Annotated in this window: 19 protein-coding genes and 1 tRNA gene; 4 read left to right on the top strand and 16 right to left on the bottom strand. The window is 37.9% G+C overall.

Annotation, left to right across the window (positions count from 1 at the left end; genetic code table 11):
* Positions 1 to 125: 125 nt before the first annotated feature.
* The 10 genes from ACN5J7_RS01735 to ACN5J7_RS01690 form a co-directional block, all read right to left on the bottom strand.
* Positions 126 to 1,202 (bottom strand): nickel-binding protein, encoded by a 1,077-nt coding sequence (locus ACN5J7_RS01735; protein WP_418602411.1) that lies wholly within the window; start codon positions 1,200 to 1,202, stop codon positions 126 to 128.
* 89 nt (positions 1,203 to 1,291) lie between these two features.
* Complete coding sequence (ruvB, locus tag ACN5J7_RS01730) at positions 1,292 to 2,314, bottom strand: Holliday junction branch migration DNA helicase RuvB (RefSeq protein ID WP_311937213.1); 1,023 nt, start codon at positions 2,312 to 2,314, stop codon at positions 1,292 to 1,294.
* 111 nt (positions 2,315 to 2,425) lie between these two features.
* Positions 2,426 to 4,219, bottom strand: coding sequence for a cytochrome c oxidase subunit I (locus tag ACN5J7_RS01725; RefSeq protein WP_418602410.1), 1,794 nt, complete (start codon positions 4,217 to 4,219; stop codon positions 2,426 to 2,428).
* 27 nt (positions 4,220 to 4,246) lie between these two features.
* Positions 4,247 to 5,314 carry a cytochrome c oxidase subunit II gene (locus tag ACN5J7_RS01720; RefSeq protein ID WP_311937207.1) on the bottom strand — a complete coding sequence of 356 codons (1,068 nt, stop codon included), beginning with the start codon at positions 5,312 to 5,314 and terminating at the stop codon, positions 4,247 to 4,249.
* 30 nt (positions 5,315 to 5,344) lie between these two features.
* Positions 5,345 to 6,676 carry a quinol:cytochrome C oxidoreductase gene (locus ACN5J7_RS01715; RefSeq protein WP_311937204.1) on the bottom strand — a complete coding sequence of 444 codons (1,332 nt, stop codon included), beginning with the start codon at positions 6,674 to 6,676 and terminating at the stop codon, positions 5,345 to 5,347.
* Positions 6,677 to 6,696: 20 nt separating this feature from the next.
* Positions 6,697 to 7,251: a c-type cytochrome gene (locus tag ACN5J7_RS01710; RefSeq protein ID WP_418602409.1), complete on the bottom strand. Its 555-nt coding sequence runs from the start codon at positions 7,249 to 7,251 to the stop codon at positions 6,697 to 6,699.
* A 1-nt stretch (position 7,252) separates the two neighbouring features.
* A complete protein-coding gene (locus ACN5J7_RS01705) occupies positions 7,253 to 7,789 on the bottom strand; it encodes a DUF3341 domain-containing protein (RefSeq protein WP_311937200.1) in 537 nt (178 codons plus the stop codon).
* Positions 7,790 to 7,799: 10 nt separating this feature from the next.
* Positions 7,800 to 9,530 (bottom strand): NrfD/PsrC family molybdoenzyme membrane anchor subunit, encoded by a 1,731-nt coding sequence (gene nrfD, locus ACN5J7_RS01700; protein WP_311937197.1) that lies wholly within the window; start codon positions 9,528 to 9,530, stop codon positions 7,800 to 7,802.
* 30 nt (positions 9,531 to 9,560) lie between these two features.
* Complete coding sequence (locus ACN5J7_RS01695; protein WP_418602408.1) at positions 9,561 to 12,671, bottom strand: TAT-variant-translocated molybdopterin oxidoreductase; 3,111 nt, start codon at positions 12,669 to 12,671, stop codon at positions 9,561 to 9,563.
* A gap of 75 nt (positions 12,672 to 12,746) precedes the next feature.
* Positions 12,747 to 14,045, bottom strand: coding sequence for a c-type cytochrome (locus ACN5J7_RS01690; RefSeq protein ID WP_418602827.1), 1,299 nt, complete (start codon positions 14,043 to 14,045; stop codon positions 12,747 to 12,749).
* 216 nt (positions 14,046 to 14,261) lie between these two features.
* Here ACN5J7_RS01690 and ACN5J7_RS01685 point away from each other — a divergent pair, with 216 nt between their 5' ends.
* Complete coding sequence (locus ACN5J7_RS01685; RefSeq protein WP_418602407.1) at positions 14,262 to 14,654, top strand: SPOR domain-containing protein; 393 nt, start codon at positions 14,262 to 14,264, stop codon at positions 14,652 to 14,654.
* 59 nt (positions 14,655 to 14,713) lie between these two features.
* Here the strand turns inward: ACN5J7_RS01685 and ACN5J7_RS01680 are convergent, their stop codons facing one another.
* From ACN5J7_RS01680 to rimP, 5 genes are all read right to left on the bottom strand, one after another.
* Positions 14,714 to 15,400 (bottom strand): T9SS type A sorting domain-containing protein, encoded by a 687-nt coding sequence (locus ACN5J7_RS01680; RefSeq protein ID WP_418602406.1) that lies wholly within the window; start codon positions 15,398 to 15,400, stop codon positions 14,714 to 14,716.
* Between the two features lie 13 nt (positions 15,401 to 15,413).
* Positions 15,414 to 16,001 (bottom strand): phage tail protein, encoded by a 588-nt coding sequence (locus ACN5J7_RS01675; protein WP_418602405.1) that lies wholly within the window; start codon positions 15,999 to 16,001, stop codon positions 15,414 to 15,416.
* A 125-nt stretch (positions 16,002 to 16,126) separates the two neighbouring features.
* Entirely contained in the window at positions 16,127 to 18,871 is a 2,745-nt protein-coding gene (gene infB / locus ACN5J7_RS01670; protein WP_418602404.1) for a translation initiation factor IF-2, read from the bottom strand.
* 63 nt (positions 18,872 to 18,934) lie between these two features.
* Positions 18,935 to 20,167, bottom strand: coding sequence for a transcription termination factor NusA (gene nusA, locus ACN5J7_RS01665; protein WP_311937179.1), 1,233 nt, complete (start codon positions 20,165 to 20,167; stop codon positions 18,935 to 18,937).
* A 9-nt stretch (positions 20,168 to 20,176) separates the two neighbouring features.
* Positions 20,177 to 20,638, bottom strand: coding sequence for a ribosome assembly cofactor RimP (gene rimP, locus ACN5J7_RS01660; protein ID WP_418602403.1), 462 nt, complete (start codon positions 20,636 to 20,638; stop codon positions 20,177 to 20,179).
* Positions 20,639 to 20,773: 135 nt separating this feature from the next.
* Here rimP and ACN5J7_RS01655 point away from each other — a divergent pair, with 135 nt between their 5' ends.
* Positions 20,774 to 21,598, top strand: a complete 825-nt coding sequence (locus ACN5J7_RS01655) for a universal stress protein (protein ID WP_418602402.1) — start codon at positions 20,774 to 20,776, stop codon at positions 21,596 to 21,598.
* A gap of 423 nt (positions 21,599 to 22,021) precedes the next feature.
* Entirely contained in the window at positions 22,022 to 22,978 is a 957-nt protein-coding gene (locus ACN5J7_RS01650; RefSeq protein ID WP_418602401.1) for a serine hydrolase domain-containing protein, read from the top strand.
* A gap of 416 nt (positions 22,979 to 23,394) precedes the next feature.
* On the opposite strand, the gene ACN5J7_RS01645 is transcribed toward ACN5J7_RS01650, so the two are convergent.
* A tRNA-Gln gene (locus tag ACN5J7_RS01645) sits at positions 23,395 to 23,467 on the bottom strand.
* 215 nt (positions 23,468 to 23,682) lie between these two features.
* On the opposite strand from ACN5J7_RS01645, the gene ACN5J7_RS01640 reads away from it, so the two are divergent.
* The gene (locus ACN5J7_RS01640; protein ID WP_418602400.1) at positions 23,683 to 26,991 is read left to right on the top strand and encodes a protein O-mannosyl-transferase family; all 3,309 of its coding nucleotides are present in this window, start codon (positions 23,683 to 23,685) and stop codon (positions 26,989 to 26,991) included.
* The last annotated feature ends 7 nt before the right edge of the window (positions 26,992 to 26,998 follow it).

The raw sequence follows: 26,998 nt of genomic DNA, 5'->3' as shown, positions 1-26,998 counted from the left end.
GGTTTTAAAGTGAATAATCAAGAACTCTAAATTACTTATAAACGGTTTTTTGAAACGATAACGAATCAATCAAAAACAATAAATTTTGATTCATTCTTAGAAAACGACAAATGCTATTTTAACTACTAAGCTATTTTTGAAGGAGCTACACCATATTTCTCTGAGAAGCATTTTGAAAAATATGAAGGATTTTCATATCCCACTTGATACGCTATTTCGGAAACTGAAAATTTTTGCTTTGAAATTAGAGCCAAAGCCTTTCTTAATCTAATATCTCTTATAAAATGAACTGGAGAACGACCACTAAGCTGTGTGATTTTTCGATAAATTTGAGGTCGGCTCATCCCTAATTGTTCTACTAATAAAGTAATATTAAGGTTTGAATTAGACATATTGGATTGAATAGCTTTAAAAAAAGATTTTAGAAATTCTCCTTGTTTTTTATCTAGGCATCGTACATTATTATTTATTACTACATCCTGAAGTTCTACAGGAACTTCAATTCTAGAATCAAAAACAGTCTCATTCTTATTAGCTATTAAATTTAACTGCTGACATCTATTTAACGCCTTTTCAAAAAAACCGTGGTGCTCCGTTAAAGGTTCTCCAATACTTAAAGTAACTTTAAATTCACTTGAACCTGTATTTTTTAAAAGTGCTTCTTTTATTTTTATGGCCGATTGAATAGCAAAATCATCCTGATCAAAAACTGCTAGAATGGTATCATCCCACATGTTTTTTATTTCATTTCCTCTAAAACGTTCAAGTATGTTTGAAACTAATTTCCTTTGTTTACCTATATCAATTAAGCTTTCAAAATCATTTATATTTTTAGCTTTAGTAAGACCAATGACATCTACCATTAATAAATACCGAAGCCCTTCATCTACTCGTCCATTTTGTTTAAGTACCAATCCGTGGTCTAACTTAGGGTTACTACCCATAAACAATTCATAAAACCCAGATTTAACTTCGGTCATATTACAAGCCACATTGCCATGTGCTTCTCTGTGCACTTGCGCGCAAGCCTCTTTAGATGGCCCTTCCATTAAACAAAAAACCGTGCCTAATTTTTCGTTAACCCAAAACTGAAGGTATTTAACACCATATTCGTTTTGAACAGATTTATCGGCAACATGTGCTTGTTTTACTTCGTCAATAGTAACATGATCAAATTTGTGAAAATCCATGAAAATCGGCATAATCCTAAAATTTTAAAAAGGGTTAGGCTATGTAATTCTTGGAGAGGATTTTAAAGATACAAAAAATAGCCTACTTAGTACTATTTATGTTAAAACAACCCACCTTGAACCGATCCTTTGATTTTGCCTAAATGTTTGTACGCTTGTTCGGTTACTTCGCGTCCTCGTGGTGTGCGCATAATAAACCCTTGTTGGATTAAAAAGGGCTCGTAAACCTCCTCAATCGTTTCGGGGCTTTCGCTTACTGCAGTGGCAATAGTTGTAATGCCTACGGGACCGCCTTTAAATTTATCGATAATGGTTGATAGAATTTTGTTGTCCATTTCATCCAAGCCGTGGGCATCGACGTTTAAAGCTTCCAACGCGTATTTTGCTATTTTAATATCGATACTTCCGTTGCCTTTTATTTGGGCAAAATCCCTAACCCGTCGTAATAAAGCGTTGGCAATTCTGGGTGTACCGCGACTTCGTCCTGCAATTTCAATAGCTGCTTCCATGGTTATTGGAACAGCCAAAATAGTGGCACTTCGTTGTACAATGGTGGTGAGCAAATCGGTTTTATAATATTGCAGTCTGCTTTGAATACCAAAACGCGCACGCATTGGCGCCGTTAATAAACCTGAACGCGTTGTGGCACCAATTAGAGTAAACGGATTCAAATTAATTTGAACGGTTCTTGCATTTGGGCCAGATTCAATCATAATATCGATTTTATAATCTTCCATAGCGGAATATAAATACTCCTCTACAATAGGGCTTAATCGATGGATTTCATCAATAAATAATACGTCGCGTTCTTCAAGATTGGTAAGCAAGCCTGCCAAATCTCCCGGTTTATCTAAAACGGGACCCGATGTTACTTTTATGCCAACATTCAATTCGTTTGATAAAATATGTGCCAGTGTGGTTTTGCCAAGTCCCGGAGGCCCATGAAACAGGGTGTGGTCTAAAGCTTCGGTGCGTAAGTTTGCAGCTTGAACAAAAATTTGAAGGTTTTCCAATACCTGGTCTTGGCCCGTAAAATCGTCAAATGACAAGGGTCTTAACTTTCTTTCTACATCTAATTCCTCGGGTGAAAAATTGTCGTCTGTTGGGTCTAGATTTTCGTTCATTTAGCTTTTTAGCTTAAGTGATAAAGATACTGAAACAAGTTCAGCACAAGCAAATATAAACAAAAAGCCTTTCCATTCGGAAAGGCTTTTCATTATTAGTATATAGAATTTTTAATGGTGTAATTCTTCTTCGCCTTCTTTAAGAGGGACGTTCTGTGGCACAAAATCATCATCATGTCCTGGTTTGCTATAATCGTAAGACCAACGGTATACGTGAGGTATCTCGCCTTCCCAGTTTCCATGGATATGCTTTACGGGTGCTGTCCACTCCAAAGTAGTTGAACGCCATGGGTTTTGAACGGTTTTCTTTCCAAAGAACATACTGTCAAAGAAGTTATATAAATATACGATTTGCACGATGCCTCCAATTAAAGCAAAAATGGTTATAACAACATTTACGTTTGCTAAATCGTCAAATAACGGAAAATGACTGTTTGTATAATAACGGCGTGGCAAACCTGCCATTCCTATAAAGTGCATGGGGAAAAATACACCATAAGCACAAACGGCCGTTATCCAGAAATGGATATAACCTAAGTTTTTATTTAGCATACGTCCAAACATTTTTGGATACCAATGATAGATTCCTGCAAACATACCGTACAATGCCGATATACCCATTACTAAGTGGAAGTGTGCAACCACAAAATAGGTGTCGTGTACATTAATGTCCAGCGCCGAATCACCCAAAATGATACCTGTTAAACCTCCGGTTATAAATGTAGATACAAAACCGATTGAGAATAACATGGCGGGATTCATTTGTAAATTACCCTTCCAGAGTGTGGTTATCCAGTTGAAAGCCTTTACGGCCGATGGAATGGCGATTAATAAGGTTGTAAATGTAAATACAGACCCTAAGAACGGATTCATTCCTGAAACAAACATGTGATGCCCCCAAACTATGGTTGATAAAAAGGCGATGGCTAAAATGGAAGCAATCATTGCACGGTAACCAAAAATGGGCTTACGCGAACTTGATGCCATAATTTCGGAAACCAGTCCCATGGCAGGTAATATAACAATATAAACCTCTGGGTGTCCCAAGAACCAAAATAAGTGCTCGAACAATACGGGCGACCCACCTTGATAATGCAATACTTCACCTTGAATAAAAATATCTGACAAGAAGAATGATGTTCCAAAACTTCTATCCATAATCAACAATAAGGCTGCCGACAATAATACCGGAAACGATACCACACCAATTATAGCCGTAACAAAGAACGCCCAAATTGTAAGAGGTAATCTCGTCATAGACATCCCTTTGGTACGCAAATTTATTACCGTAACTATATAGTTTAGTGAACCTAATAATGACGAAGCAATAAATATGGCCATAGATACCAACCAAAGTGTCATACCCATTCCCGAGCCTCCTTGAGCCATTGGTAAGGCACTTAATGGCGGATAGATTGTCCAACCGGCAGATGCTGGTCCAGCTTCAACAAATAATGAAATCACCATGATTACACTTGATAAAAAGAATAACCAATACGACACCATATTTAAAAACCCAGACGCCATATCTCGGGCACCAATTTGCAATGGAATTAACAAGTTGCTAAACGTACCACTTAAACCCGCTGTTAATACAAAGAATACCATAATGGTACCATGTATGGTTACCAATGCCAAATAAATATCGGCATCCATAACACCGTCTGGAGCCCATTTACCCAATAGTGCTTCAAATAATACGTTTGGTTCTTCAGGCCATGCAATTTGTATACGAAACATCATAGACATTAAAACTCCTATAACACCCATAATTGTACCTGTAATAAGGTACTGTTTGGCAATCATTTTATGATCTTGACTAAATATATATTTAGTTACAAACGTTTCTTTATGATGATGTCCGTGGTCGTCGTCGTGAGCGTGGTTATCTGCGTGTGCTGACATAATCTTATATCGTATTTATCTTTTTAATTAGTTAATTAGAGAGTTTTTAAATTCTTTTTGCTCGCTTAACCAAGCATCAAATTCTTCTTGTGTTTCCACTATAATCTTCATTTGCATATTATAGTGCGATTTTCCACAAATCTTGTTACAAATTAGTAAATAATCAAACTCGTAAGGCTCTAAAGGCTCTTCACCTTTAGCTAACAATGGTTTGCTATTTTCAACTCTAATTTCATTTATGTTTTTTACTTTTTTAACAATCTGCGACCTTTGCCTCATATCGGCTGTAGTAACGGTTGGTGTAAAGCCAAACTGTGTAATCATACCGGGAACACAGTTCATTTGCGCTCTAAAATGTGGCATGTAAGCCGAATGCAACACGTCTTGAGAACGCATTTTAAACAATACCGGTCTGCCCACTGGTAAATGCAATTCGCTTGTAATGATATCGTCTTGCGCATTAGGGTCAGATTCATCCAATCCTAAAATATTAGCGCGGTCAATATCAATCAATCGAACGTTCGCTTTTCCTAAGGTATTATCAGCGCCTCCGTATCTGGCTTTCCAGTTGAATTGCTGTGCGTACAATTCTACCACCAAGGTATCTTCATCTTCTTCAACACCCATAATGTGTATCCAAGTGTTTAATCCGTAAATGATTAAACCTGCTAAAACAATTACAGGAATAATGGTCCAAATGGCTTCCAATTTATTATTATCGGCAAAGAACAAGGCTTTTTTTCCTTTTTCACCTTTATATTTAAAAGCAAAGTAGTGCAACAGAAATTGGGTAATGGTTTGCACTATAAAGATGACTACCATGGAGATAATCATCAAATTATCTATGGTTGGGCCATGTTCTGAAGCAGAGTTGGACATTAATGGTAAATCGCCCCAATACACAAAACACACAATGGTAATGACATAAATGAAGGCCAAAAAGCCCATCATTAAGTATGCATTTACGGTATTGTCTTTATCGGTAGCAATCTGGGTATTCTCAATTTTAGCTTGCGCCAAATCGAAAATTTTTACCATTTGCCAAATGGCAATTAAAATAAATACTAAAACTATAATTGTTAATAAAGCAGTCATTGGTATCGTTCGTCTTTATTTAAATCTTAATTAATAATGAAATTCTTCGCTTTCTTTTTTGAAAGGGTATCTTTGTACTAGTAACGGTGCTTTGGTTAAAGCGGTAAACACTACAAATATAAACAACCCTGCAAATAGTAATATAGAGCTAATTTCTGGGATGCCAATAAACCACCTGTCTCCAACCGTTGCCGGCATAATCATAACAAACACATCTAAGTAATGCCCGAATAGCACTACGATTCCCGTCATAACCACAAACCATGGCACACGTTTATAATCGGCATTCATCAGCATTAAAATTGGAAATACAAAGTTAAGCGCTACCATACCTAGGAATGGCAATTGATAATCTTGAAAACGCGACACAAAGTAAGTTACCTCTTCCGGAATGTTTGCATACCAAATTAACATGAATTGCGAGAACCATAAATAGGTCCAGAAAATACTAAATGCAAACATGTATTTAGCGACATCGTGCAAGTGATTTTCGTTTACAAATTCTAAATATCCTCTGGATTTTAAGTAAATTGATATTAAAGCGATTACCGTAATACCACTAACAAACATAGTAGCAAACACGTACCAACCGAATAGGGTTGAGAACCAGTGCGGATCTACACTCATTATCCAATCCCAAGACATCATGGATTCTGTATAAATAAAGAATACCAAAAACCCTGCAGCCCAACGGAATCCTTTTTTAAAGTTTCTGTTATCTTCTGCTGTATCTTGAGCAATTGAGTATTTTCTGGAAATGTAGCGGTAAAAACTCCAACCTGCAATAAATATTAATCCTCTAATAATAAACCCTGGTAAGTTTAAGAATCCAGATTTGTTTTGTATTAATCTATCGTGCGCTACAACATCCGGATCCATCCAAATAAACAAGTTGTAATGCCCAATAGTTCCTGACGCCACAGCTATTAAAAGCACAATTAAAGCACCAGGTAAAAGATAAGCGGTAATGCCTTCCATAACCCTAAACAATACGGGCGACCAACCGGCTTGCGATGCAATTTGAATGGCATAAAATGCGAGCACACCCAAAGCAATCATCATAAAGAAAAAGGCTGCGACATATAATGCTGCCCATGGCCTGTTTGCAATTTGATGCTGCACGTGTTTTACATGTTCTGTATGAGCGTCTGCTTCGGCCACATCTGCGTGTGCATCGCTTGATGCCGTTGCGTTGTGTGCCGCTTCTTCTCCATGTCCGCCACCGTGTGATTCTTCTGTAAGCAAGTGCTCTACTTCTTCAAAAGATTTATGAGATGTCATAAAACCATAGCCTACACCTAACAACCCTAAAACCATTAGAATGATAGAAAATGTCTTTAATTTATTTGAAAATGTGTACATATCTATATAATCTTATCTTCTTACTTTTCTAAATCTCCTTTTAACTTCAATACGTATGACACCACTTGCCAGCGTTCTTCTTCTTTCAATTGGTTGGCATAAGAGCCCATGGCATTTTTACCATAGTAAATGGTGTGGTAAATGCTACCTTGGTTGATGGCCCGTCCAATATCGTCAAAACTAGGGATACCAAGAATCTTTTCGCGTTTTACCAAATTACCTTGTCCGTCACCTTTATTGCCATGGCAAATACCACAGTATATGTCGTAAAGTTCTTTGCCTCTAGTTAAATCTACATGCATAGAATCAATGGGACTTATTAATGTGGCTTTAGCCAGCTCGTAACCTTCGGTTGAATTTTCAATATCAAAAGGAACGTGTCCTCTAGCTACAGATCCTTCGGCTGGTAATTGCGCTGCCATACCATCGGGGAAAGCAGCTTCGCCATAAGTTTCATAACCTTCAGACTCATACATATTTGGCATAAACTGATAGTTAGGCTCACTTTTATCAAAGCAAGATGTTACCGATAATAACAATACTGCTACAAGACTTATATGTTTTAAGTTCTTCATATTAATGTGCATCTTCTTTATCAATAATATTAATCTCGACTGCTCCTGTTTCTTTAAGTAGGTTTTCCAATTCGCTTTCATTTCCATGAACTGCAATTTCCATTAAAAAATGGTCGTCGGTTGTTCTCGGGTCTGGGTTTTCAGCCTGTTTAAAGGGCCACATTCTACTACGTAAATAAAAGGTTATAACCATTAAATGTGCTGAAAAGAAAACGGTCATCTCAAACATAATAGGTATAAATGCCGGCATGTTTTCCAAATAACTAAAGCTTGGTTTTCCTCCAATGTTTTGGGGCCAATCTTTAATCATGATAAAATCCATCATTAAAATAGCCACTGTTAAACCGATTAGCCCGTAAATGAAAGCCGTTATGGCAATACGTGTTGGTGCTAATCCCATAGCTTTGTCTAGTCCGTGAACCGGAAACGGTGTATATATCTCTTCGATGTGATAGCGTTCTGCCTTAACCTTTTTAACGGCCGACATTAATACATCATCATCGATATAAATAGCGTGAATAACTTTTGAAGCTTCCATTGACTCTATTCTAGTTTATTAGTTTTTTTGCTTGTCCGGACCAATCATCACGCTCTGCTCTTCCTGGGAAAGACCCTGTGATTTCATCTAACAAGTCGTATTCTCTTTTTGTCATTTTACTAACCTGAGCATAGGTATAAATACCAATACCGTTAAGTACACCTTCCATTTTCGGACCAATACCGTTAATAACCTTTAAGTCGTCTGGGGTTTGTATTGCAGGATCAAATTTACCTACGCCTTGCAACAGGTTATCTAATTTTTCAGAATTATCTTGAATTGGTTTAGAAGCTGTTGTTTCTTCAGGAAGTTTAAAGTTAGATGTTCTTTCATCTGCACCTGTACCCACTAAGCTTTCGCCTCTTTCCCTGATATTTTTATAACGCTCACCAGATGATTTCAAAATGGTTTTTACTTCCGCTTGAGCGATAACCGGGAATGTTCTTGAGTATAATAAAAACAATACAAAGAAGAATCCGATGGTTCCTATAAAAATTCCAATATCAACAAATGTTGGTGAGAACATGGTCCATGACGATGGTAAGTAATCACGGTGTAACGAGGTTACGATAATTACAAAACGCTCAAACCACATCCCGATATTCACCACGATAGATATTATGAAAGAGAACATAATGCTGGTTCGTAATTTCTTGAACCACATAAACTGAGGTGAAAACACGTTACAAGTCATCATCGCCCAATAAGCCCACCAATAAGGTCCCGTTGCTCTGTTTAAAAAGGCATACTGTTCGTACTCTACACCAGAATACCATGCAATAAACAACTCGGTAATATAAGCTACACCAACTATGGACCCCGTAATCATGATAACGATGTTCATTAATTCGATGTGTTGTACGGTAATATAATCTTCAAGGTCACACACTTTTCTCATAATAATAAGAAGGGTGTTTACCATGGCAAATCCTGAGAATACCGCACCCGCAACGAAATACGGTGGAAATATTGTGGTATGCCAACCTGGAACTATAGACGTGGCAAAATCGAAGGATACAATAGTATGTACCGAAAGTACCAAAGGCGTTGCTAAACCGGCAAGTACCAAAGATACTTCTTCAAAACGTTGCCAATCTTTTGCTCTACCAGACCATCCAAAACTTAATAACGAATATATTTTCTTTTGAAATGGCTTTACGGCTCTATCTCGAATCATTGCAAAATCGGGCAATAAACCTGTCCACCAGAAAACCAATGAAACCGATAAATATGTTGAAATTGCAAATACATCCCAAAGTAATGGTGAGTTAAAGTTTACCCAAAGAGAACCAAATTGATTCGGAATTGGCAATACCCAATAACCTAACCAAGGACGACCCATGTGAATAATTGGAAATAAACCGGCTTGAACTACCGAGAAAATAGTCATGGCCTCGGCTGAACGGTTAATGGCCATTCTCCATTTTTGACGGAACAGTAATAGTACGGCAGAAATAAGTGTTCCTGCGTGACCAATACCTACCCACCAAACAAAGTTAGTAATATCCCAAGCCCAACCTACGGTTTTATTTAAACCCCAAGTACCGATACCGGTTGATATTGTGTAAATGATACATCCAATTCCCCAAAGAAAGGCAGCAAGTGAAATACCAAAAACTATCCACCATTGTTTATTTGCTTTTCCTTCTACAGGTTTAGCCACATCCACGGTAACATCGTGGTATGATTTTTCGCCTGTAACTAAAGGTCTTCTAATAGGTGCTTCGTAATGAGACGCCATAATCCTTTTATAATTATTTCTTAATTAATTTTATGCTTCGGTTGTATTTCTCACTTTTGTTTGATATTGTACATTAGGTTTTGTGCCCACATACTCTAACAAGTGATACATACGGTTATCTTCTTTAAGTTTTGCAACTTGACTGTCTTTATCGTTGATATCTCCAAACACCATAGCGCCACTGCTACAAGCCGCAGAACAGGCCGTTTGGAATTCACCATCTTTAATTTCACGCCCATCACGTTTGGCATCCAAAATGGTTTTTTGTGTCATTTGAATACACATCGAACATTTTTCCATAACCCCACGAGAACGTACCACAACATCTGGATTTAACACCATACGGCCTAAATCATCATTCATGTGGTAATCAAACTCATCATTCCCAGCGTATAAGAACCAGTTAAAACGACGTACTTTGTAAGGACAGTTGTTTGCACAATATCTGGTACCTACACAACGGTTGTATGCCATGTGGTTTTGACCTTGACGACCATGCGATGTTGCTGCCACAGGACAAACCGTTTCACAAGGTGCGTGGTTACAGTGCTGACACATAACCGGTTGAAATACCACTTGAGGGTTTTCAGCGGCATGTTCCATTTCTCCAAATTCGCTAAGCGAACTACCTAAACCAGATATGCTTTCCTTTTTAGTGATGTCTTCTGTAAATGTATCTTCAGAAGAATAATATCTATCGATACGTAACCAGTGCATATCGCGGCTACGACGTATTTCTTCTTTTCCAACAACGGGTACGTTGTTTTCTGCATGACAAGCAATCACACAAGCACCACATCCCGTACAGGCATTTAAATCGATAGATAGGTTGAAATGATGCCCAATAGAACGATCAAATTCACCCCATAAATCTACCTCTGGTGATGTTACCGGTGTTTCAACGTGATTAAGAGATACCACAGGAACAGCGTTCCAGTGCTTCTTATCTTTTGTGTTGAAAATCTCTAAAGTAGTTTCTTTTATAATATCGCCACGTCCCATTAAGGTATTGTGCAACTGTACCGAAGCAAATTCATGCTCGCCACCTGCAGCCTCAATAGTAACCGACTGTACTTTATTAAAATCGTGATACAATGCGTATGCGTTAACACCCGTTTGCATTTCTTCTTTTAAACCTAAGGTTTTTCCGTAACCAAATGCTAATCCTACAGAGCCTTTTGCTTGCCCTGGCTGAATCATTACCGGCACTTTAATAGTGGTTCCGTTTGCCGTAATATTGGCATAGCTTCCGTTTAATCCTCCCGTGGCATCGTGTGTGTTAACGAAACCTAACGCATCGGCATCAACTTTAGAAATGGTTAAATAGTTATCCCAAGATGTTCTGGTTAAAGGATCTGGGAATTCTTGTAACCATGGGTTGTTGGCTTGCTGCCCATCACCCATACCTACTTTGGTATATAATGTTAATTCGAATGCTGCATCAGATTTTACAGATGCCGCTAAAGCTCTTGCCGCATTTCCTGAAGGTGTTTCTAAAACATCTTCATCGGCTTCTACAGCTTCAGTCGTATTTGCGGTTTCTGTTGCTATAGTTCCAACATAAACCCCATCGTGTAATGCTTTGTTGAAAGAACTTCCACCTAAAATAGTTGTTCCCCAAGCTTCTTTTATATAATCGTGATAAGACAAATCGTTTCCTGTCCATGTTAACAAGGCATCTTGAAATTGTTTGGTATCAAACAACGGACGGATTGTTGGTTGCGTTAACGCGTAATGTCCTTTTTTAAGCTCCACATCGCCCCAAGATTCCAAGTAATGTGGTGCGGCAGCGATGTAATCCGTTAGGGTTGATGTTTCATCTGCTTTCATGGAAAAGGTTACAGACAAATCAACTTTTTCTAATCCTTCAGCAAACGCTGATGCATTTGGAAGTGTGTACATGGGGTTAACACCGCTCATAATAAGCGCTCCAACTCTTCCCGCGTTCATATCGGTAACCAATTTAGCGACTGCTTTATCGTTACCTTGTCTTGTTTTTATAGGTGTTTTAGCATCAAAAGCCTTACTCTTTAAAGCTTCGTTAATTTCCAATGCTACGGTTTGCGCGTTTACATCTTGAATTCCTGTAACCACAACGCCGTTGCTTCCTGCTTTTTTAAGTTGCGCTGCTGCTTTACCAATAGCATCTTCAACATGGGCAGGCAATTCGTTTGTTGACACTGATCCGCCAACAACTTGACTGTATAATTTTGCTAAAACCGTTTTTTGCTGACTTGGTGTTAAAGGCACACGTTTATCGGCATTTGCTCCGGTTAATGACATATTGGATTCAAACTGAATATGGCGCGACATTTTACCGTTAGCCGGGATTCTGTTTTTAGAATATCCAGAATCAAAACCGCCACCTTGCCAATCGCCTAAGAAGTCTGCGCCAACAGAAACTATAGTCATCGCTTTCGAGAAATCGTAGTTAGCCAATCCGCGTTCGCCATATTTAGCTTGGTATGCATCTAATGCCGAAGATTCTGAAACCGCATCGTAAACCACGTGACGTACGTTTCCGTACTTTTCCTTAAATTCTGCAATTAACTTGCTTGTAGAAGGACTTGCAAAAGTTTGCGTTAATAGCACGATGTCTTTCCCAGAAGCTTTGGCGGCTTCCAAACCGCTCATAACACCACTGTCAAGATCGCTCCAATCAATATAACTATCGCCTTGAACGGGACCTTGCATTCTTAAACTATCATACAGTCCTAAAACCGATGCATTTACCCTAGCATTTGCACTACCGTGGGTAGCTGCCAAAGCATTGTTTTCAATTTTAATAGGACGACCTTCACGAGTTTTTACCAAAACACTTGCAAAATCAAAACCATCGGCAATTGTTGTTGCGTAGTAATTTGCAACACCTGGGATGATTTCAGTTGGCTGTACTACGTAAGGGATAGATTTAACTACCGGACCTTCGCAAGCAGCAAGAGATGCTGCTGCTGTACTAAAACCAACATATTTTAAGAAATCGCGACGTGTTGTTGATGTTTCCTCCAATGTTTTTTTATCACCTAAAAATTCATCCGTAGGAATCTCATTAACAAACTCGTTTTGTTTTAGCGTCTCAACAATTGAGCTATTTTCGTTTAGCTCTTCAACACTTTTCCAGTATTTCTTGTTTGATGACATATTTATTAAATAGTTATTAGTTGTTAGTTATGAGTTATTAGTAGTTACCTAAAACTATAACTGATTTTTCATTGATTAATAATGACACTTACCACATTCCAATCCGCCCATTTGAGCAGGCGTTAACTTATCGACACCATATTTTTTCGATAATTCCTCGTGTATTTTTGTATAGTAAGCATTGTCTTCTACCTTAACATTTGATGTTCTGTGGCAATCAATACACCAGCCCATGGTCAATGGAGCATGTTGGTACATCACTTCCATTTCCTCAACGGGACCATGACAGGTTTGGCACTCGATACCTGCAACGGTAACGTGCTGCGAGTGGTTAAAGTACACAAAATCCGGCAGGTTATGGATACGTACCCATTTAACCGGTTGGGTTTCCCCTGTGTACTGCTGCTCTTCATCATCCCAACCTACTGCTGCATATAGCTTTTTAATTTCAGCATTGTAATCTACACCTATTTTTTCACCTTCGGCCTGGGTTTCAGGAGCCACTTCATAAATTGATTTATGGCAATTCATACAAACGTTTAAGGAAGGAATCCCCGAATGCTTCGACGTTCTAGCTGATGAGTGACAGTATTTACAGTCTATACCATTATCACCCGCATGAATTTTGTGCGAGTAATGAATAGGTTGTACGGGCTCGTAACCCTGATCTACACCAATCTGCATAAAATAACCAAACATAAAATAAGCACTGGCCAGCAAAAAGAATATAGATACGACAAGCATTAAAAATTGATTTTGCACAAAGGCCTTCCATAAAGGCTTTCTTTTTGAATCTTCTTCAAAATCAATATTTTGAGCCGCTGCAAACCTGCGCAATGTTTTATTTACCACAAATAAACCTGCAGCCAATAGCATAAACAAAATAGTTAATGCACCTAGAATAATCTCGTTTGAAACACCGCCTGTTTTTCCAGCATCACCACCTCCAGTAGCTGCAGTTTCCGCTACAACAGGGGCTTTCTTTTCTTCGGCAGTATATGCCAAAATATCATCTATATCTTCATTTGATAACTGAGGAAAAGCGGTCATTGCCGCACCAGCATACTCGTCATAAATCTTGTTGGCATAAGCATCGCCGGCCTTAACCATGCCTGCACTGTTTTTAATCCAAGTGTATAGCCACTCTCTATCAAGGCCTTCATCATCAGCCAAACGCTGCTCTATGTGTCTTAAAGCAGGCCCTGTCATCTTCTTATCTAAAGTATGACAAGCAGCACAATTGGAGTTAAACAACGATTTTCCTTTTGCCGGATCGCCTTCTTGAGCCATAAGAGTCGTTGTAAACGCTAGTAAAATAACAAACCCCAAACGAAGACTATTTGTGGTTAGCTTGCGGTAAATTACCTGTATCATATTGTTGGTTAAATTAACTTCTAAACTTTGGTATGATTTTTTCATTTAATAAAATTGAAAAAAAACAGTTAAAAAAATCTCTCGCAAAAGTAATATTAAAAGTCGATTTTAGAAATGTTAGAGAAGTGTTAATTGATAATTTAGAGAGATTCTAAATAATAAAAACAACCATAATTAAGTTAATAACGTATACATTTGTATAAATAAATTTAAAGAATGAACGGATTAAAATTAAAAATCAACTTGTTTTTTGTTATCAGTTTTATGCTATGCGGGGCAAGTGGCTTTGCTCAAGAAGGGCATATTACCATAAATCAGGATAAGAATATCTCTAATTTGTTAGCCCTTAAAAAAGAGCTTAATAAAGATGAAGATACTCCCGATAGATATAAAATTCAAATCTATAATGGCAGTCGCGCAGGAGCTACTTCAGCTCAAAAAGAATTACATTCCAGTTATAACGATTGGCATTCTAAAATTGTTTTTGATACGCCAAACTTTAAAATTTGGGCAGGTAACTTTAGAACGCGTTTGGAGGCCGATAGAGCATTGAAAAGAATTAAAAAAAACTTCCCCAATGCGTTTATTTTTAAACCAAAAAAGGAATAAAGCTAAATTCAGTTGCCATATTGAATTATAAAAAAAAACGACCAATTGGTCGCTTTTTTTTATTTAATGATAAGCTTTTTTATAAGCTCTCGGTTTTCAATTTGTATTCGAACAAAATACAACCCAGCATCATATTCAGAAACATCAATGCTACTTGCCTCTTTGGCATTTAAAACCAATTTTCCTATCACATTGTATACAGACACATTATCGATGTTATACCCTTTATGATTGATGTGTATTGTTTTTTCGGCAGGATTTGGGTATAGTTTTATCTGATTGCCCCATTCCAATACATCAACACCCAAAGTGGTATCTTGAACATCACCTGTAAGTGTGGCATTTGTTGTGGTTAAATCACCGCCGCAATCGCCACTTGTTACACTTGCGTTTTCAACCCAAGTTCCTAAATTCAAACTTGGCGGGTTAGGAGTTGAAGGTTCAGAATTGGTATAAATTAAAAACGGGGATGAAAAGTCTCCGGTTCCGTCATCCGCTATAAATTCCCAACGGCTTTCGGTATTATTCCAAGAAATCCTAAACTCGCAAATCCCCACACCACTACAGGGTTGGTTGCCATCTATTGGAATAGTTTCAAAGACATTTCTTCCTGTGGCATCTGTACTGATTTCATTAAATATAAAATCCTGATTGTCAAATAATTGATAACATCCGTTAAATGTGATTTGAGCCAAACCGAAAGTAGAAACGCCTACTATTAGCAGCCATGTTATATAGTTTTTCATAACCAAAAAGGGATTAATTACGAGATGGATAAACACCTTCAAGCGCAATAATATAGTTTATTACCAAAACAGGCTGTATATTGTTAACCGGTTGATTGTCACCGTTAGCATTAATCATGTTTGCATTCATGGTTGTATTTGAAGCAGCATTAGAGTATTCTTTATCCAATACTTTGGTGCCTGCTGGCAAATTACCTGTTGGCACCGATTGGTTGCCATCGTCTGTAACAGCATTTACTGTATGCGAATGTGACGGCATTTGGTTAACAGCGAGTGTGTTTGTTTCTGAGCCAAACTTTTGCCCCAATGGCCTGTTGGTCAACCCAGGCCCGCTACCTTCATGCATGGGCACTCTACCTCGTAAATCTGGCAGGGCAAATGTTGTCTCTCCATCACCTCCGTAAGTCGTCCCTAAAATAGAAAACAGGGCTGAATATTGGCTTATTGGTAAAAGTTGTCCGTCGCAAAGCGCCCAACCTCTTGGAGCAAAATTGCCTGCAAACATTGAGATTTGACCTATAAATGGATCAGATTGCGCATGGGTGGAATTACTAAAACTTAAACATAGTAATAATGATAAAAGTGTAATTGTTTTTTTCATGATTTATGATTTTTAATTAGGAAAATTAATACACCATAAAGGTAAAATAAAAAAGGCACTTTTGTACAAAAGTGCCTTTTAATTTAATACCATTTGTATGGTACGCTTATTTTAAATCTGTTGAATTATTTCAATTTCTTTTTAACCTCAACTTCGTGGAACGCTTCAATAACATCGCCTTCCTTAATATCGTTGTAGTTTTTAATTTGCATACCACAGTCGTATCCTTTTGATACTTCTTTCACGTCGTCTTTAAATCGTTTTAACGATGCCAATTCGCCGGTAAACACAACCACACCATCACGAATCAATCGAATACTGGAGTTTCTAAGTATTTTACCATTGGTAACCATACATCCTGCAATGGTACCAATTTTAGATACTTTAAACATTTCCCTAATTTCTGCCGTACCTGTAATTTCCTCTTTAAGCTCTGGAGACAACATGCCTTCCATTGCGTCTTTAAGTTCGTTTATGGCATCGTAGATAATAGAGTAAGTTCTAATATCGATTTCTTCTTTATCGGCAATCATTCTTGCATTTCCAACAGGGCGTACATTAAACCCAATGATAATAGCATCGGATGCCGTTGCCAACAACACGTCACTTTCGGTTATCGCACCAACACCTTTATGGATGATGTTTACATGAATTTCTTCAGTTGATAGCTTTTGGAATGAATCTGTAAGTGCTTCCACAGAACCGTCCACATCACCTTTAAGGATAATATTCAATTCTTGGAAATCGCCCAATGCGATACGACGACCAATCTCGTCTAAAGTAATATGGCGTTGCGTTCTCACTGATTGCTCGCGTTGCAATTGCGCACGTTTAGTAGCAATTTGTTTGGCTTCACGTTCATCTTCAAACACATTAAACTTATCACCCGCTTGAGGCGCACCGTCCAATCCTAAAATGGATACTGGTGTTGATGGTCCAGCTTTGGCAATATCATTTCCACGCTCATCGTGCATGGCTTTTACTTTACCACTATGCTGACCGGCCAAAACATAATCACCAATTTTCAAGGTTCCGGCTTGTACCAAAATAGTCGATACATATCCACGTCCTTTATCCAAGAAGGCTTCAACAACGGTTCCTTGTGCCAGTTTATTAGGATTTGCCGTAAGTTCCAATAATTCGGCTTCAAGCAATACTTTTTCCAATAATTCTTTTACGCCAGTACCTACTTTTGCTGAAATATCGTGCGACTGTATTTTACCGCCCCAATCTTCAACAAGTAAGTTCATTTGCGCCAATCCTTCTTTAATTTTTTCAGGATTTGCATCTGGTTTATCAATTTTATTAATAGCAAAAACAATAGGCACACCTGCTGCTTGCGCATGCGAAATAGCTTCTTTTGTTTGTGGCATAATATCATCATCTGCCGCAGCCACAATAATGGCAATATCTGTAACTTGTGCTCCACGAGCACGCATAGCGGTAAAGGCTTCGTGACCCGGTGTATCTAAAAAGGCGATTTTTTGGCCATTTTCCAATTGTACGCCATAGGCACCAATATGCTGTGTGATACCACCAGATTCTCCCGCAATTACATTTTCTTGACGAATGTAATCGAGAAGCGAGGTTTTACCGTGATCGACATGCCCCATTACGGTTACGATTGGCGCACGTGGTTTTAAATCTTCTGGTTTATCTTCAACCTCTTCAATTGATTCTTCAATATCGGCTGTTACAAATTCTACTTTATATCCAAACTCTTCGGCTACAATAGACAGGGTTTCTGCATCCAATCGCTGATTCATGGTAACCATCATACCTAACGACATACATGCCGAAATAATTTGGGTTACTCCAACATCCATCATGGTAGCGACTTCGTTTGCCGTTACAAACTCTGTAACTTTAAGGATTTTGCTTTCTGCTGCTTCTATTTGCTCATCAATCTCAGTTTGCTCCCTGTGCAGATCTCTTTTATCTCTTCTGTATTTGGCACCTTTACCCTTGCTTGTTTTACCTTGGAGTTTTTCAAGTGTTTCGCGCACTTGTTTTTTTACATCCTCTTCACTAGGCTCTTCCTTTACAATGTTTCGTCTGCCTTTTCCAGCTCCTGGTTTTCCTTTAAAACGATCATTCTTTCCTCTGGAAGCATTGCCGTTTCCAGCCCCTGGCGCACCGGCTTTACTAATACGACGTCGCTTTTTCTTATGAGCCGCTCCGTCGTCTTTTTTAGCATCTGGTTTTTTATCTTCTTTCTTTTTCTTGGGTTTATTAAACTGGGATAAATCAATTTTATCGCCTGCTATTTTTGGCCCTGAAAGTTTTTTGTATTGTGTTTCTACCTTCTCTTCAACAATTACCTCTTGGTCATCAGATACAATTACCTTTTTTTTAGGTGCTTCTTTTTCCTTTTCTTTTGAAACCTTTTCTTTTTTGGGTTCAGGTTTTTGAGCCTTTTCAGGCTGCGCTTTTTCTTCTCTTACGGCTTCTGTAGCTTTTTCTTTAGGCGCTTCTGAAACGACCGCTTCTTTTTCTGGAAGCGACTCTTCTTTCTTTTTAGGCTCTAAATCAATTTTACCAACTGTTTTTGGTCCAGAAAGTGTTTTAGCTGCTTTTACCACTTCTTGTTTTTGGGCTGCTCGTTTTTGCTTTTCTTCAAGTTCACGCTCGCGTTGTTCGCGCAACAAATCTTTCTCTTTTTGCTTAGCCTCACTAACTTCTTGAGAAGCCATTTTTTTATTAGCGTCTGTTTCAAATTCGTCTGAAAGAATTTTATATGTTTCTTCAGAAATTTTTGTAGTAGGGCGCTTCTCTATTTCGACACCTTTGGAATCCAAAAATTCCACGGCACGATCTAAAGAGATGTTAAGCTCGCGTAATACTTTATTTAATCTAATTGTGTCAGCCATAAATTGCCTTTAAAATACTCAAATATATATTATACCTATTCAACCATAAAATTAAATGGGTATTTATTCTTCGAATTCTTCTCTTAGAATTCTAAGAACATCATTAATAGTTTCTTCTTCTAAATCTGTTCGTTTAACCAAATCTAACACATCTTGCTCTAAAATGCTTTTTGCGGTATCTAATCCAGCTTTGCTAAACTCGTCTATGATCCAAGATTCGATTTCATCGGAGAATTCTCTTAATTCCACATCTTCTTCTGCGCCTTCTCTAAGCACATCAATCTCGAAACCTGTTAATTGTCCTGCCAAACGGATGTTGTGGCCACCTCTACCAATGGCTTTACTAACTTCTTCTGGTTTTAAAATAACCTCGGCACGTTTTGTTTCTTCATTTAACTTAACCGATGTTACCCTTGCTGGACTCAGCGCTCGGGTTACATAAAGCTGCAGGTTATTTGTATAGTTTATAACGTCGATGTTTTCGTTTCCTAACTCGCGAACAATACCGTGAATTCTGGAACCTTTCATACCCACACAGGCACCAACGGGATCGATTCTGTCATCATAGGAATCGACAGCTACTTTTGCTTTTTCTCCTGGAATTCTTACCACGTTTTTAATGGTTATTAAACCATCGAAAACTTCTGGGATTTCCTGTTCGAATAGTTTTTCTAAAAACTTAGGCGAACTTCTGGACATAATGATGGTTGGTTTAGCGCCTTTAAGCTCAACACTATCAATAACGCCGCGAACATTATCGCCTTTTCTAAAAAAATCCGAAGGTATTTGCCTGTCTTTTGGCAACACGATTTCGTTCCCTTCGTCATCCAATAAAATAACCGCCCTGTGGCGAATATGATGCACCTCGGCCGTATAAATCTCTCCAACTAAATCCTTAAAATGCTTATAGATAATGGTATTATCGTGCTCGTGGATTTTAGAAATTAAATTTTGGCGCAGTGCTAAAATAGCACGCCTTCCTAAATCTATAAGTTTTACTTCTTCTGACACATCTTCACCTACCTCAAAATCCGGCTCTATTTTACGAGCTTCAGTTAATGATATTTCTTGATTTGGATCTTCAACCTCGCCATCAGCAACCACTATTCTATTTCTCCAAATCTCTAAATCGCCTTTATCTGGGTTTACAATAATATCGAAATTATCGTCGTCGCCATATTTCTTTTTTAAAGCACTTCTAAATACATCCTCTAAAATAGCCATTAACGTTACTCTGTCAATTAACTTATCGTCTTTGAATTCTGAAAATGATTCAATTAACGCTACATTTTCCATAAATCTGAATTAAAATTTAATCATAACTTTTGCTTCTACAATATCTTTATAAGCAATATTTGCTTCTTTCTTTACAGTAACCTTGCCTTTTCCAACGGGTTTTGGTTCTCTAACTTTCCACTCTAATGTTATCGTATCATCGGTAGCTTTGGTAAGAATCCCTTCTATTTTATCAGTTGGCGTTCGTACTTCCAGCGTCCTTTTTATATTTTTTTTATACTGCCGATTATGAACCAACGGCGCCGTGGCACCAGCCGACATAACCTCTAAGGAAAAATCCTGTTCTTCCCTATCCAAATTGTGCTCAATGGCCCTGCTTATAAACATGCAGTCTTCAACTAAAACGCCGTTATCGCCATCTATGATTACCTTGATGTGATTGCTGCTATCAATAGAGAAATCTATCAGAAATAAATCCGGGCGTTCGACCAATGCTTTTTCAAGTAAATCTGTAACGGTATTTTTAAACATTTTTAGTATAAAAAGAGGGGACTTCCCGTCCCCTCATTATCTTATTTTGCCTTTCAACGCTGCAAATATATAATTTTTTAATTGATTTATAAAGTATTAATTTATAAATTTATAAGCATCTCGAACATTAAAACCATGAAAAAAATACTTGTCCCTACCGATTTTTCCGAACAAGCCGAAAACGCTTTAAAAGTTGCCGCACAATTGGCCAAGCAACACCATTGCGAAATTTATTTGCTCCATATTGTTGAAATACCGATGCACAAAGTTGATGCTTTAAGCAGTTACAACAATTTGCCCGAAGCCATCTATTTTATGAAATTGGCCCACAAACAGTTTAAGGATTTAAAAGCCAAAGCCTACCTAAAAGACTTGGTTGTACACGAGCATGTAGATTTACACGAAATATTCAAGGGCATTTTCCAAGCTTGTAAAAAACACAACATCGATTTGGTTGTTATGGGCTCAAACGGTGTAAGCGGTTTGCGTGAAATGCTTATTGGAAGCAATACCGAAAAAGTGGTGCGCACCTCTGAAACCCCGGTGCTTGTTATTAAAAACAAGCATGATAAATTTAAGGTAAAGGATTTTGTTTTTGCTTCTGATTTTAAGGAAGAAAGCAAAATACCATACCAAAAGGCGCTTGGATTTGCCGAAATTTTAGGGGCCAAAATGCATTTGCTTATGGTAAATACACCTCATAAATTCGTTACCTCGGAAAAGGCAAACAAAAGAATGAAAACCTTTATTGAGGCCAACAAATCGAACAATTATACTACCAATATTTATAACGATTTAAGTATTGAAAAAGGAATCATGAATTTCTCAAAATCCATAAAAGCCGATATAATTGGAATGAGCACCCATGGCAGACAAGGGATTTCGCATTTTTTTAATGGCAGCATCAGTGAAGATTTGGTAAACCATGCGAAACGCCCCGTGATTACTTTTAAGATTTAGTTTTTTGCGCAAAGAGGCTAAGAAGCTAAGTGTTTCATTGTTTTGGCTTAAACTTGACTTTGCCAGAAAAAAACGATACATTCGTTCACTTGTGCTGAACTTGTTTCAGTAACGCCGGATATAAGTCTGTTACTGAGCTAAGTTGAAGTATTAAAACGACGCATACCCTTGAATAATTATACCCAATTAAGTACAAAAATTATGAGAACAACTATAAACAAAATTAAAACGCCAACATTTTCAATTTTATTTATAGTTGCATTAATTAGTTGTAAATCAGAAAATAAGGAGCCTATTAAAGACACACAAAATGTTACTTCCCAAAATGTCCTTTCAGAAGTGATTGATTCTATTAATTCAGATATAAACAACTGAGATTATGGATTAATTGACCGCTTTATGGTCATACGAAATGACGAGTTGTTGGCAGATTTTAAATATAATCAAGACTATGAATCCATAGTTAAAAAGTATGATACGACCAATCATCAATACAATTTCAATAATACGGATTGGCATCCTTACTACAAGGAAAGTGAGTTGCACACGCTTCAATCTGTAACCAAGAGTATTACATCAATCCTTTTTGGTATTGCATTGGATTTAAATGATGATTATAATGTTAGCAACAAAGCAATGCCTTTGTTGAGTGGTTATAATACTGACTTTCCAGATAAACGAAAGCAAAATATAACTATTGAAGATTTATTGACTATGAGAAGTGGATTACAATGGAATGAAGAGACTGACCATAATGATACTACAAATGACTGTTTTAGGCTGGAATCAAGCGACAACTGGATAGACTATGTATTGAGCAAGCCTATGGATACCATACCAGGAACAAGATTCGTTTATAATGGTGGAGGAACTGTACTTTTAGGGAAAATCATTAGAACCATTACGGGCAAACGGATTGATCATTGGGCAGAAGAAAAATTATTTGAGCCACTCGGCATTACAGATTACTATTGGAAAGAAACACCTAATGGAGAAATCGATACAGAAGGAGGTCTATATCTCAAGGCAGAAGATTTGGCTAAAATTGGTTCATTGTTTTTGAACAAAGGGAATTGGAACGGTAAGCAAATTGTATCTAAAAGATGGGTCACAACATCTACAAGCCCTTTACTTAAAGACATAAAACCTCAATGGCGAAGTGTTACAGGTTATGGCTATCAATGGTGGATTCCTGAATATTCGGAAAATGGCAAAACCAATATTTATTCCGCTAACGGATATGGAGGTCAGTATTTAATGATAGCACCAGAATACAATTTAATAATTGTCTTTAATGGTTGGAATATAAATGATGAACCTGAAAAGTCAACTTATAGAGTTTTACAAGACAGAATAATACCAGTACTTAAGTATAAATAACTGGGTGTAAAATGCTATAAGTAATTGCAAGTCCTCGCAACTACTCATAGCCAAACCTTAAAACGAACTTGCCCAAAAACAAACCAACTTTTAGTTAAACCTATAAGCCAGCAAACCAACCCGCGTTAGGGATTGAACGGTTGGACTGCGCTCACCGCAGGCTAAATGTTTGAGCTCGCCGACGCAGGAGGAAGCGAGTAGTGAAAGCCCGACCTGCCACCTTGAGCGTAGCCGAAAGGCAAAGGTAACGCCTTAATAATATTGCTTAAAAAACAAAAAACCCTAATCAAACATATGATTAGGATTTTTGTTGGCCCTCTAGGGCTTACTTCGACTGCGCTCAGTATAAACTTCTCGCCCAATCTCATTCCAAAAAAAATCCCAACCAATTTAATGATTGAGATTTCCTTTTTTTGTTGGCCCACTAGGGCTCGAACCTAGACTCTTTGGTACCAAAAACCAACGTGTTGCCAGTTACACCATGGGCCATTATTGGTATTGAGGTGGCAAATTTAAAACAAAATTTTCTTTGCACAAGCATTTTTGTAAAAATATTTATGAGTTTGTATCGTTTCCTTAAAAACAATTAGAATTTTTGCGCTTAATAGCCATGGTAGCGTTGTTTTATGTTAAGACAAACCAAATAGTTATACCTTGTTTCATATTTATTATTAAATTCGCCCAAGCAAATAAACATAGATTTTATGGCACATTTAAACTTTAAAGAATGGAATACCATTTTAGGATGGCTCTCTTTTTTAATTGCATTAATTACGTACAGTTTAACCGTTGAACCCACGGTAAGTTATTGGGACGCGGGCGAATACATTTTAACCTCGGCAAAATTACAGGTTGGCCACCCACCGGGAGCGCCTTTATTCCAAATGCTTGGGGCCTTCTTTTCCATGTTTGCTTTTGAGCCTTCGCAAGTGGGCTGGATGATGAACATGATGAGTGCCATTGCCAGCGCATTTACCATTTTATTTATGTTTTGGACCATTACGTTGCTATTGGTAAAACTAGTAGCAAAAAATGGAGACATTAATTCGCAACAGGCCATGGCTATTTTAGGCAGCGGTTTGGTGGGCAGTTTAGCGTTTACATTTACCGATTCGTTTTGGTTTAATGCCGTTGAAACCGAGGTTTACGCTATGGCTACTTTAATTATGTCGGCGTTATTTTGGTTGGGCTTACGCTGGGAACAGGACATGGACAAACCCCGTGGCAACCGCTGGCTTATTTTAATTGCCTTTATTATCGGGCTTTCTTTTGGGGTGCATTTTATGGGCCTTTTAACCATTCCTGCCATTGGTCTTATTTATTATTTTAAAAACTACAAGACCGTTACGGTTAAAAACTTCATTATTGCAAATGCCGTTTCCATTGGTATTTTACTGTTTGTTTTTAAATTATTAGCGCCCAATATCCTTAAAATATTCAGTGCTTTTGAAATCTTTTTTGTCAATAGCGTTGGCTTGCCGTTTAACTCCGGAACCATAATAGCTGGTTTATTGTTAATAGCCATTATTTATTATGCCTTAAGGTACACGCGGCAAAAACAATATGTGCATTTAAATACGGGCATCCTTTGCATTACCTTTGTCATCGTAGGTTTTTCTACTTGGTTAATGCTGCCTATTCGTGCCAATGCCAATGTGGTAGTTAACGAAAATAACCCGTCTGACGCCCGAGAGCTACTAGCCTATTACAATCTGGAACAATACCCGGAAACCCATTTGTTTTACGGCCCGTTGTTTACCGACCAATATGCGTATTTGGATGAAAGAAATCCGTATACAGACGATAAACCCAACTACGAAAAAGACAAGGAAAAAGGCAAATACGTTATTGTAAACGATTACAAAAACGCCAAACAAAACTACAACTCAAAACACGCCGCTGTTCTTCCGAGAATGTGGAGTCCAGAACATGCCGAAAATTATATGATGTTTTCCGGGTATTTGGATTTTAAGCTGAAACCCGATTACCAAATGCAAAACGAGCTCCGTAAAGCGGTGTCCGATTTTAAAAACGATGTCGCCCGTGGCAATGTAGATTACGAAGATTACCACAGCTTTTTAAAGCGATTTAAAAGCTACATCGATATTGAAAAACCTTCGTTGGCATCAAACATTCTTTACATGCTCGAATACCAACTCGGGTATATGTATTGGCGTTATTTTATGTGGAATTTCACAGGGCGACAAGACGATATTCAAGGCCGCTACGACAATCACGGGAATTGGTTAAGCGGTATAAAACTTATTGACGAATGGCATTTAGGCTACTCGCAAGATAATTTACCAAGTGATGTAAAAAACAACAAAGCGCGAAACACATACTATTTCCTACCGTTAATTTTAGGGCTAATAGGCATGTTCTTCCTCTTTAACAAAGACAAAAAAACCTTTTGGGTGATGCTGGTGTTTTTCCTGTTTACTGGGTTGGCCATTCAGTTTTACACCAATGTGCGCCCCTTTGAACCCCGCGAACGCGATTACTCCGTTGTGGGCTCATTTTATGTATTTGCCATTTGGATTGGTTTTGGGGTTTACGCCATTTACGAAATGCTTAAAAAACACTTGCCATCAAAACTCGCTGTTCCCATAATAACCATAGCTTGTTTAATTTTGGTTCCAGGTATTTTAGCCGCAAACAATTGGGACGACCACGATAGATCGGGCAAATACACCGCACGATCTATGGCATACAAATATTTGGATTCCTGTGAAGAAAACGCCATACTGTTTACCATTGGCGATAACGATACGTTTGCCCTTTGGTACGCCCAAGAAATTGAAGGCTACCGCACCGATGTACGTGTGGTAAACACCAGTTTATTTCAAACCGATTGGTACATCGACCAAATGAAACGTAAAGCTTATGAAAGCGATCCTATTCCTTCGCAATTAACACACGAGCATTACAGATATGGCACTAATGATTACGTGATGGTTGAGAACGAAATTAAAGATACGCTTGAAATCAAAAAAGCACTAAACTTTATATCCAGCAATAATCCACGATCTAAATACAAATATATCCTACAAAAACAAGGGGTTGATATTTCGCAAGTTAGAAACCAAGATTTAAATGCAAACTATTTACCTACGGGACATTTAAGACTTCCTGTAAATAAAGAAAATGCACTAAAATACGGCATCGTAAAACCAGAGGACGCGGATAAAATGGTATCGCATATCGACATTCATATTAAAGATGGTGCTGTATATAAAAACCGCCTTTTAATGCTCGACGTTGTTGCCAATAACGATTGGAAACGCCCCATTAATTTTACTGGTGGCGCTTTCGCGGAAGACGATTACATCTGGATGAAAGACTATCTGCAACTCGATGGCATGTGCTATAAATTGGTGCCCATTAAAACACCGGTTGATAGAGCAAATCCTTTTGATATGGGTCGCGTTGATAGCGATTTAATGTACGAAAAAGTTAAAAAATGGGATTGGGGCAATAGTGGCAGTCCAGATATTTACCACGATGTTGAAACCCGTAAAAACTCCATTACGTACCGCGGGAATCTAGCCCGTTTAATGGAACAGCTTATTAATGAAGATAAACCAGGGAAAGCTGAGGAGATAGCTGATATTGCCATGACCAATATGCCTGTTGAATACTTTGGTTTTTACACCCTTTTAGAGCCTTATATTAGCGGCTATTACGAGGTTGGAAACAAAGAAAAAGCGCAACAATTATTTAAGGAAGTAGCCAATAAATATCAAGAAAACCTAACTTATTACAGCGGTTTAAAAGTTGAAAATCAAGAGCGTTTGTTTGAAGAAATTTACACCGATATACAACGTTATAAAAGCCTTATTGATGTTTTAGTGGAATACGATATTGATTTTGCCGAAACTGAAGGCGATATTTTCAATAACTACTTAAAACTGTTTAGGCACTTTTACGGCGAAGACGAGCTTGAAGAAGAGCAACAGCAAACGGATTTAGATATTCCCGATAGCAGCAGTTTACAGATAGATACAGCTAATTAATTTCAGA

The organism is Hwangdonia sp. (genome assembly GCF_048381975.1).
Lineage (GTDB): Bacteria > Bacteroidota > Bacteroidia > Flavobacteriales > Flavobacteriaceae > Hwangdonia > Hwangdonia seohaensis.
Note: the sequence above shows the minus strand (reverse complement) of the source record. Positions and strands in the feature narration are given on the sequence as shown.

Excerpts from the sequence above, each read along its gene's own strand:
- ACN5J7_RS01720 (WP_311937207.1), bottom strand. The coding sequence starts at position 5,314 with ATGACTGCTTTATTAACAATTATAGTTTTAGTATTTATTTTAATTGCC.
- infB (WP_418602404.1), bottom strand. The coding sequence starts at position 18,871 with ATGGCTGACACAATTAGATTAAATAAAGTATTACGCGAGCTTAACATC.
- ACN5J7_RS01640 (WP_418602400.1), top strand. The coding sequence starts at position 23,683 with ATGGCACATTTAAACTTTAAAGAATGGAATACCATTTTAGGATGGCTC.
- ACN5J7_RS01675 (WP_418602405.1), bottom strand. The coding sequence starts at position 16,001 with ATGAAAAAAACAATTACACTTTTATCATTATTACTATGTTTAAGTTTT.
- ACN5J7_RS01680 (WP_418602406.1), bottom strand. The coding sequence starts at position 15,400 with ATGAAAAACTATATAACATGGCTGCTAATAGTAGGCGTTTCTACTTTC.
- ACN5J7_RS01705 (WP_311937200.1), bottom strand. The coding sequence starts at position 7,789 with ATGGAAGCTTCAAAAGTTATTCACGCTATTTATATCGATGATGATGTA.
- ACN5J7_RS01655 (WP_418602402.1), top strand. The coding sequence starts at position 20,774 with ATGAAAAAAATACTTGTCCCTACCGATTTTTCCGAACAAGCCGAAAAC.
- ACN5J7_RS01685 (WP_418602407.1), top strand. The coding sequence starts at position 14,262 with ATGAACGGATTAAAATTAAAAATCAACTTGTTTTTTGTTATCAGTTTT.
- nusA (WP_311937179.1), bottom strand. The coding sequence starts at position 20,167 with ATGGAAAATGTAGCGTTAATTGAATCATTTTCAGAATTCAAAGACGAT.
- ACN5J7_RS01715 (WP_311937204.1), bottom strand. The coding sequence starts at position 6,676 with ATGTACACATTTTCAAATAAATTAAAGACATTTTCTATCATTCTAATG.
- ACN5J7_RS01735 (WP_418602411.1), bottom strand. The coding sequence starts at position 1,202 with ATGCCGATTTTCATGGATTTTCACAAATTTGATCATGTTACTATTGAC.
- ACN5J7_RS01695 (WP_418602408.1), bottom strand. The coding sequence starts at position 12,671 with ATGTCATCAAACAAGAAATACTGGAAAAGTGTTGAAGAGCTAAACGAA.
- rimP (WP_418602403.1), bottom strand. The coding sequence starts at position 20,638 with ATGTTTAAAAATACCGTTACAGATTTACTTGAAAAAGCATTGGTCGAA.
- ACN5J7_RS01690 (WP_418602827.1), bottom strand. The coding sequence starts at position 14,045 with ATGATACAGGTAATTTACCGCAAGCTAACCACAAATAGTCTTCGTTTG.
- ACN5J7_RS01710 (WP_418602409.1), bottom strand. The coding sequence starts at position 7,251 with ATGAAGAACTTAAAACATATAAGTCTTGTAGCAGTATTGTTATTATCG.
- nrfD (WP_311937197.1), bottom strand. The coding sequence starts at position 9,530 with ATGGCGTCTCATTACGAAGCACCTATTAGAAGACCTTTAGTTACAGGC.
- ACN5J7_RS01725 (WP_418602410.1), bottom strand. The coding sequence starts at position 4,219 with ATGTCAGCACACGCAGATAACCACGCTCACGACGACGACCACGGACAT.
- ruvB (WP_311937213.1), bottom strand. The coding sequence starts at position 2,314 with ATGAACGAAAATCTAGACCCAACAGACGACAATTTTTCACCCGAGGAA.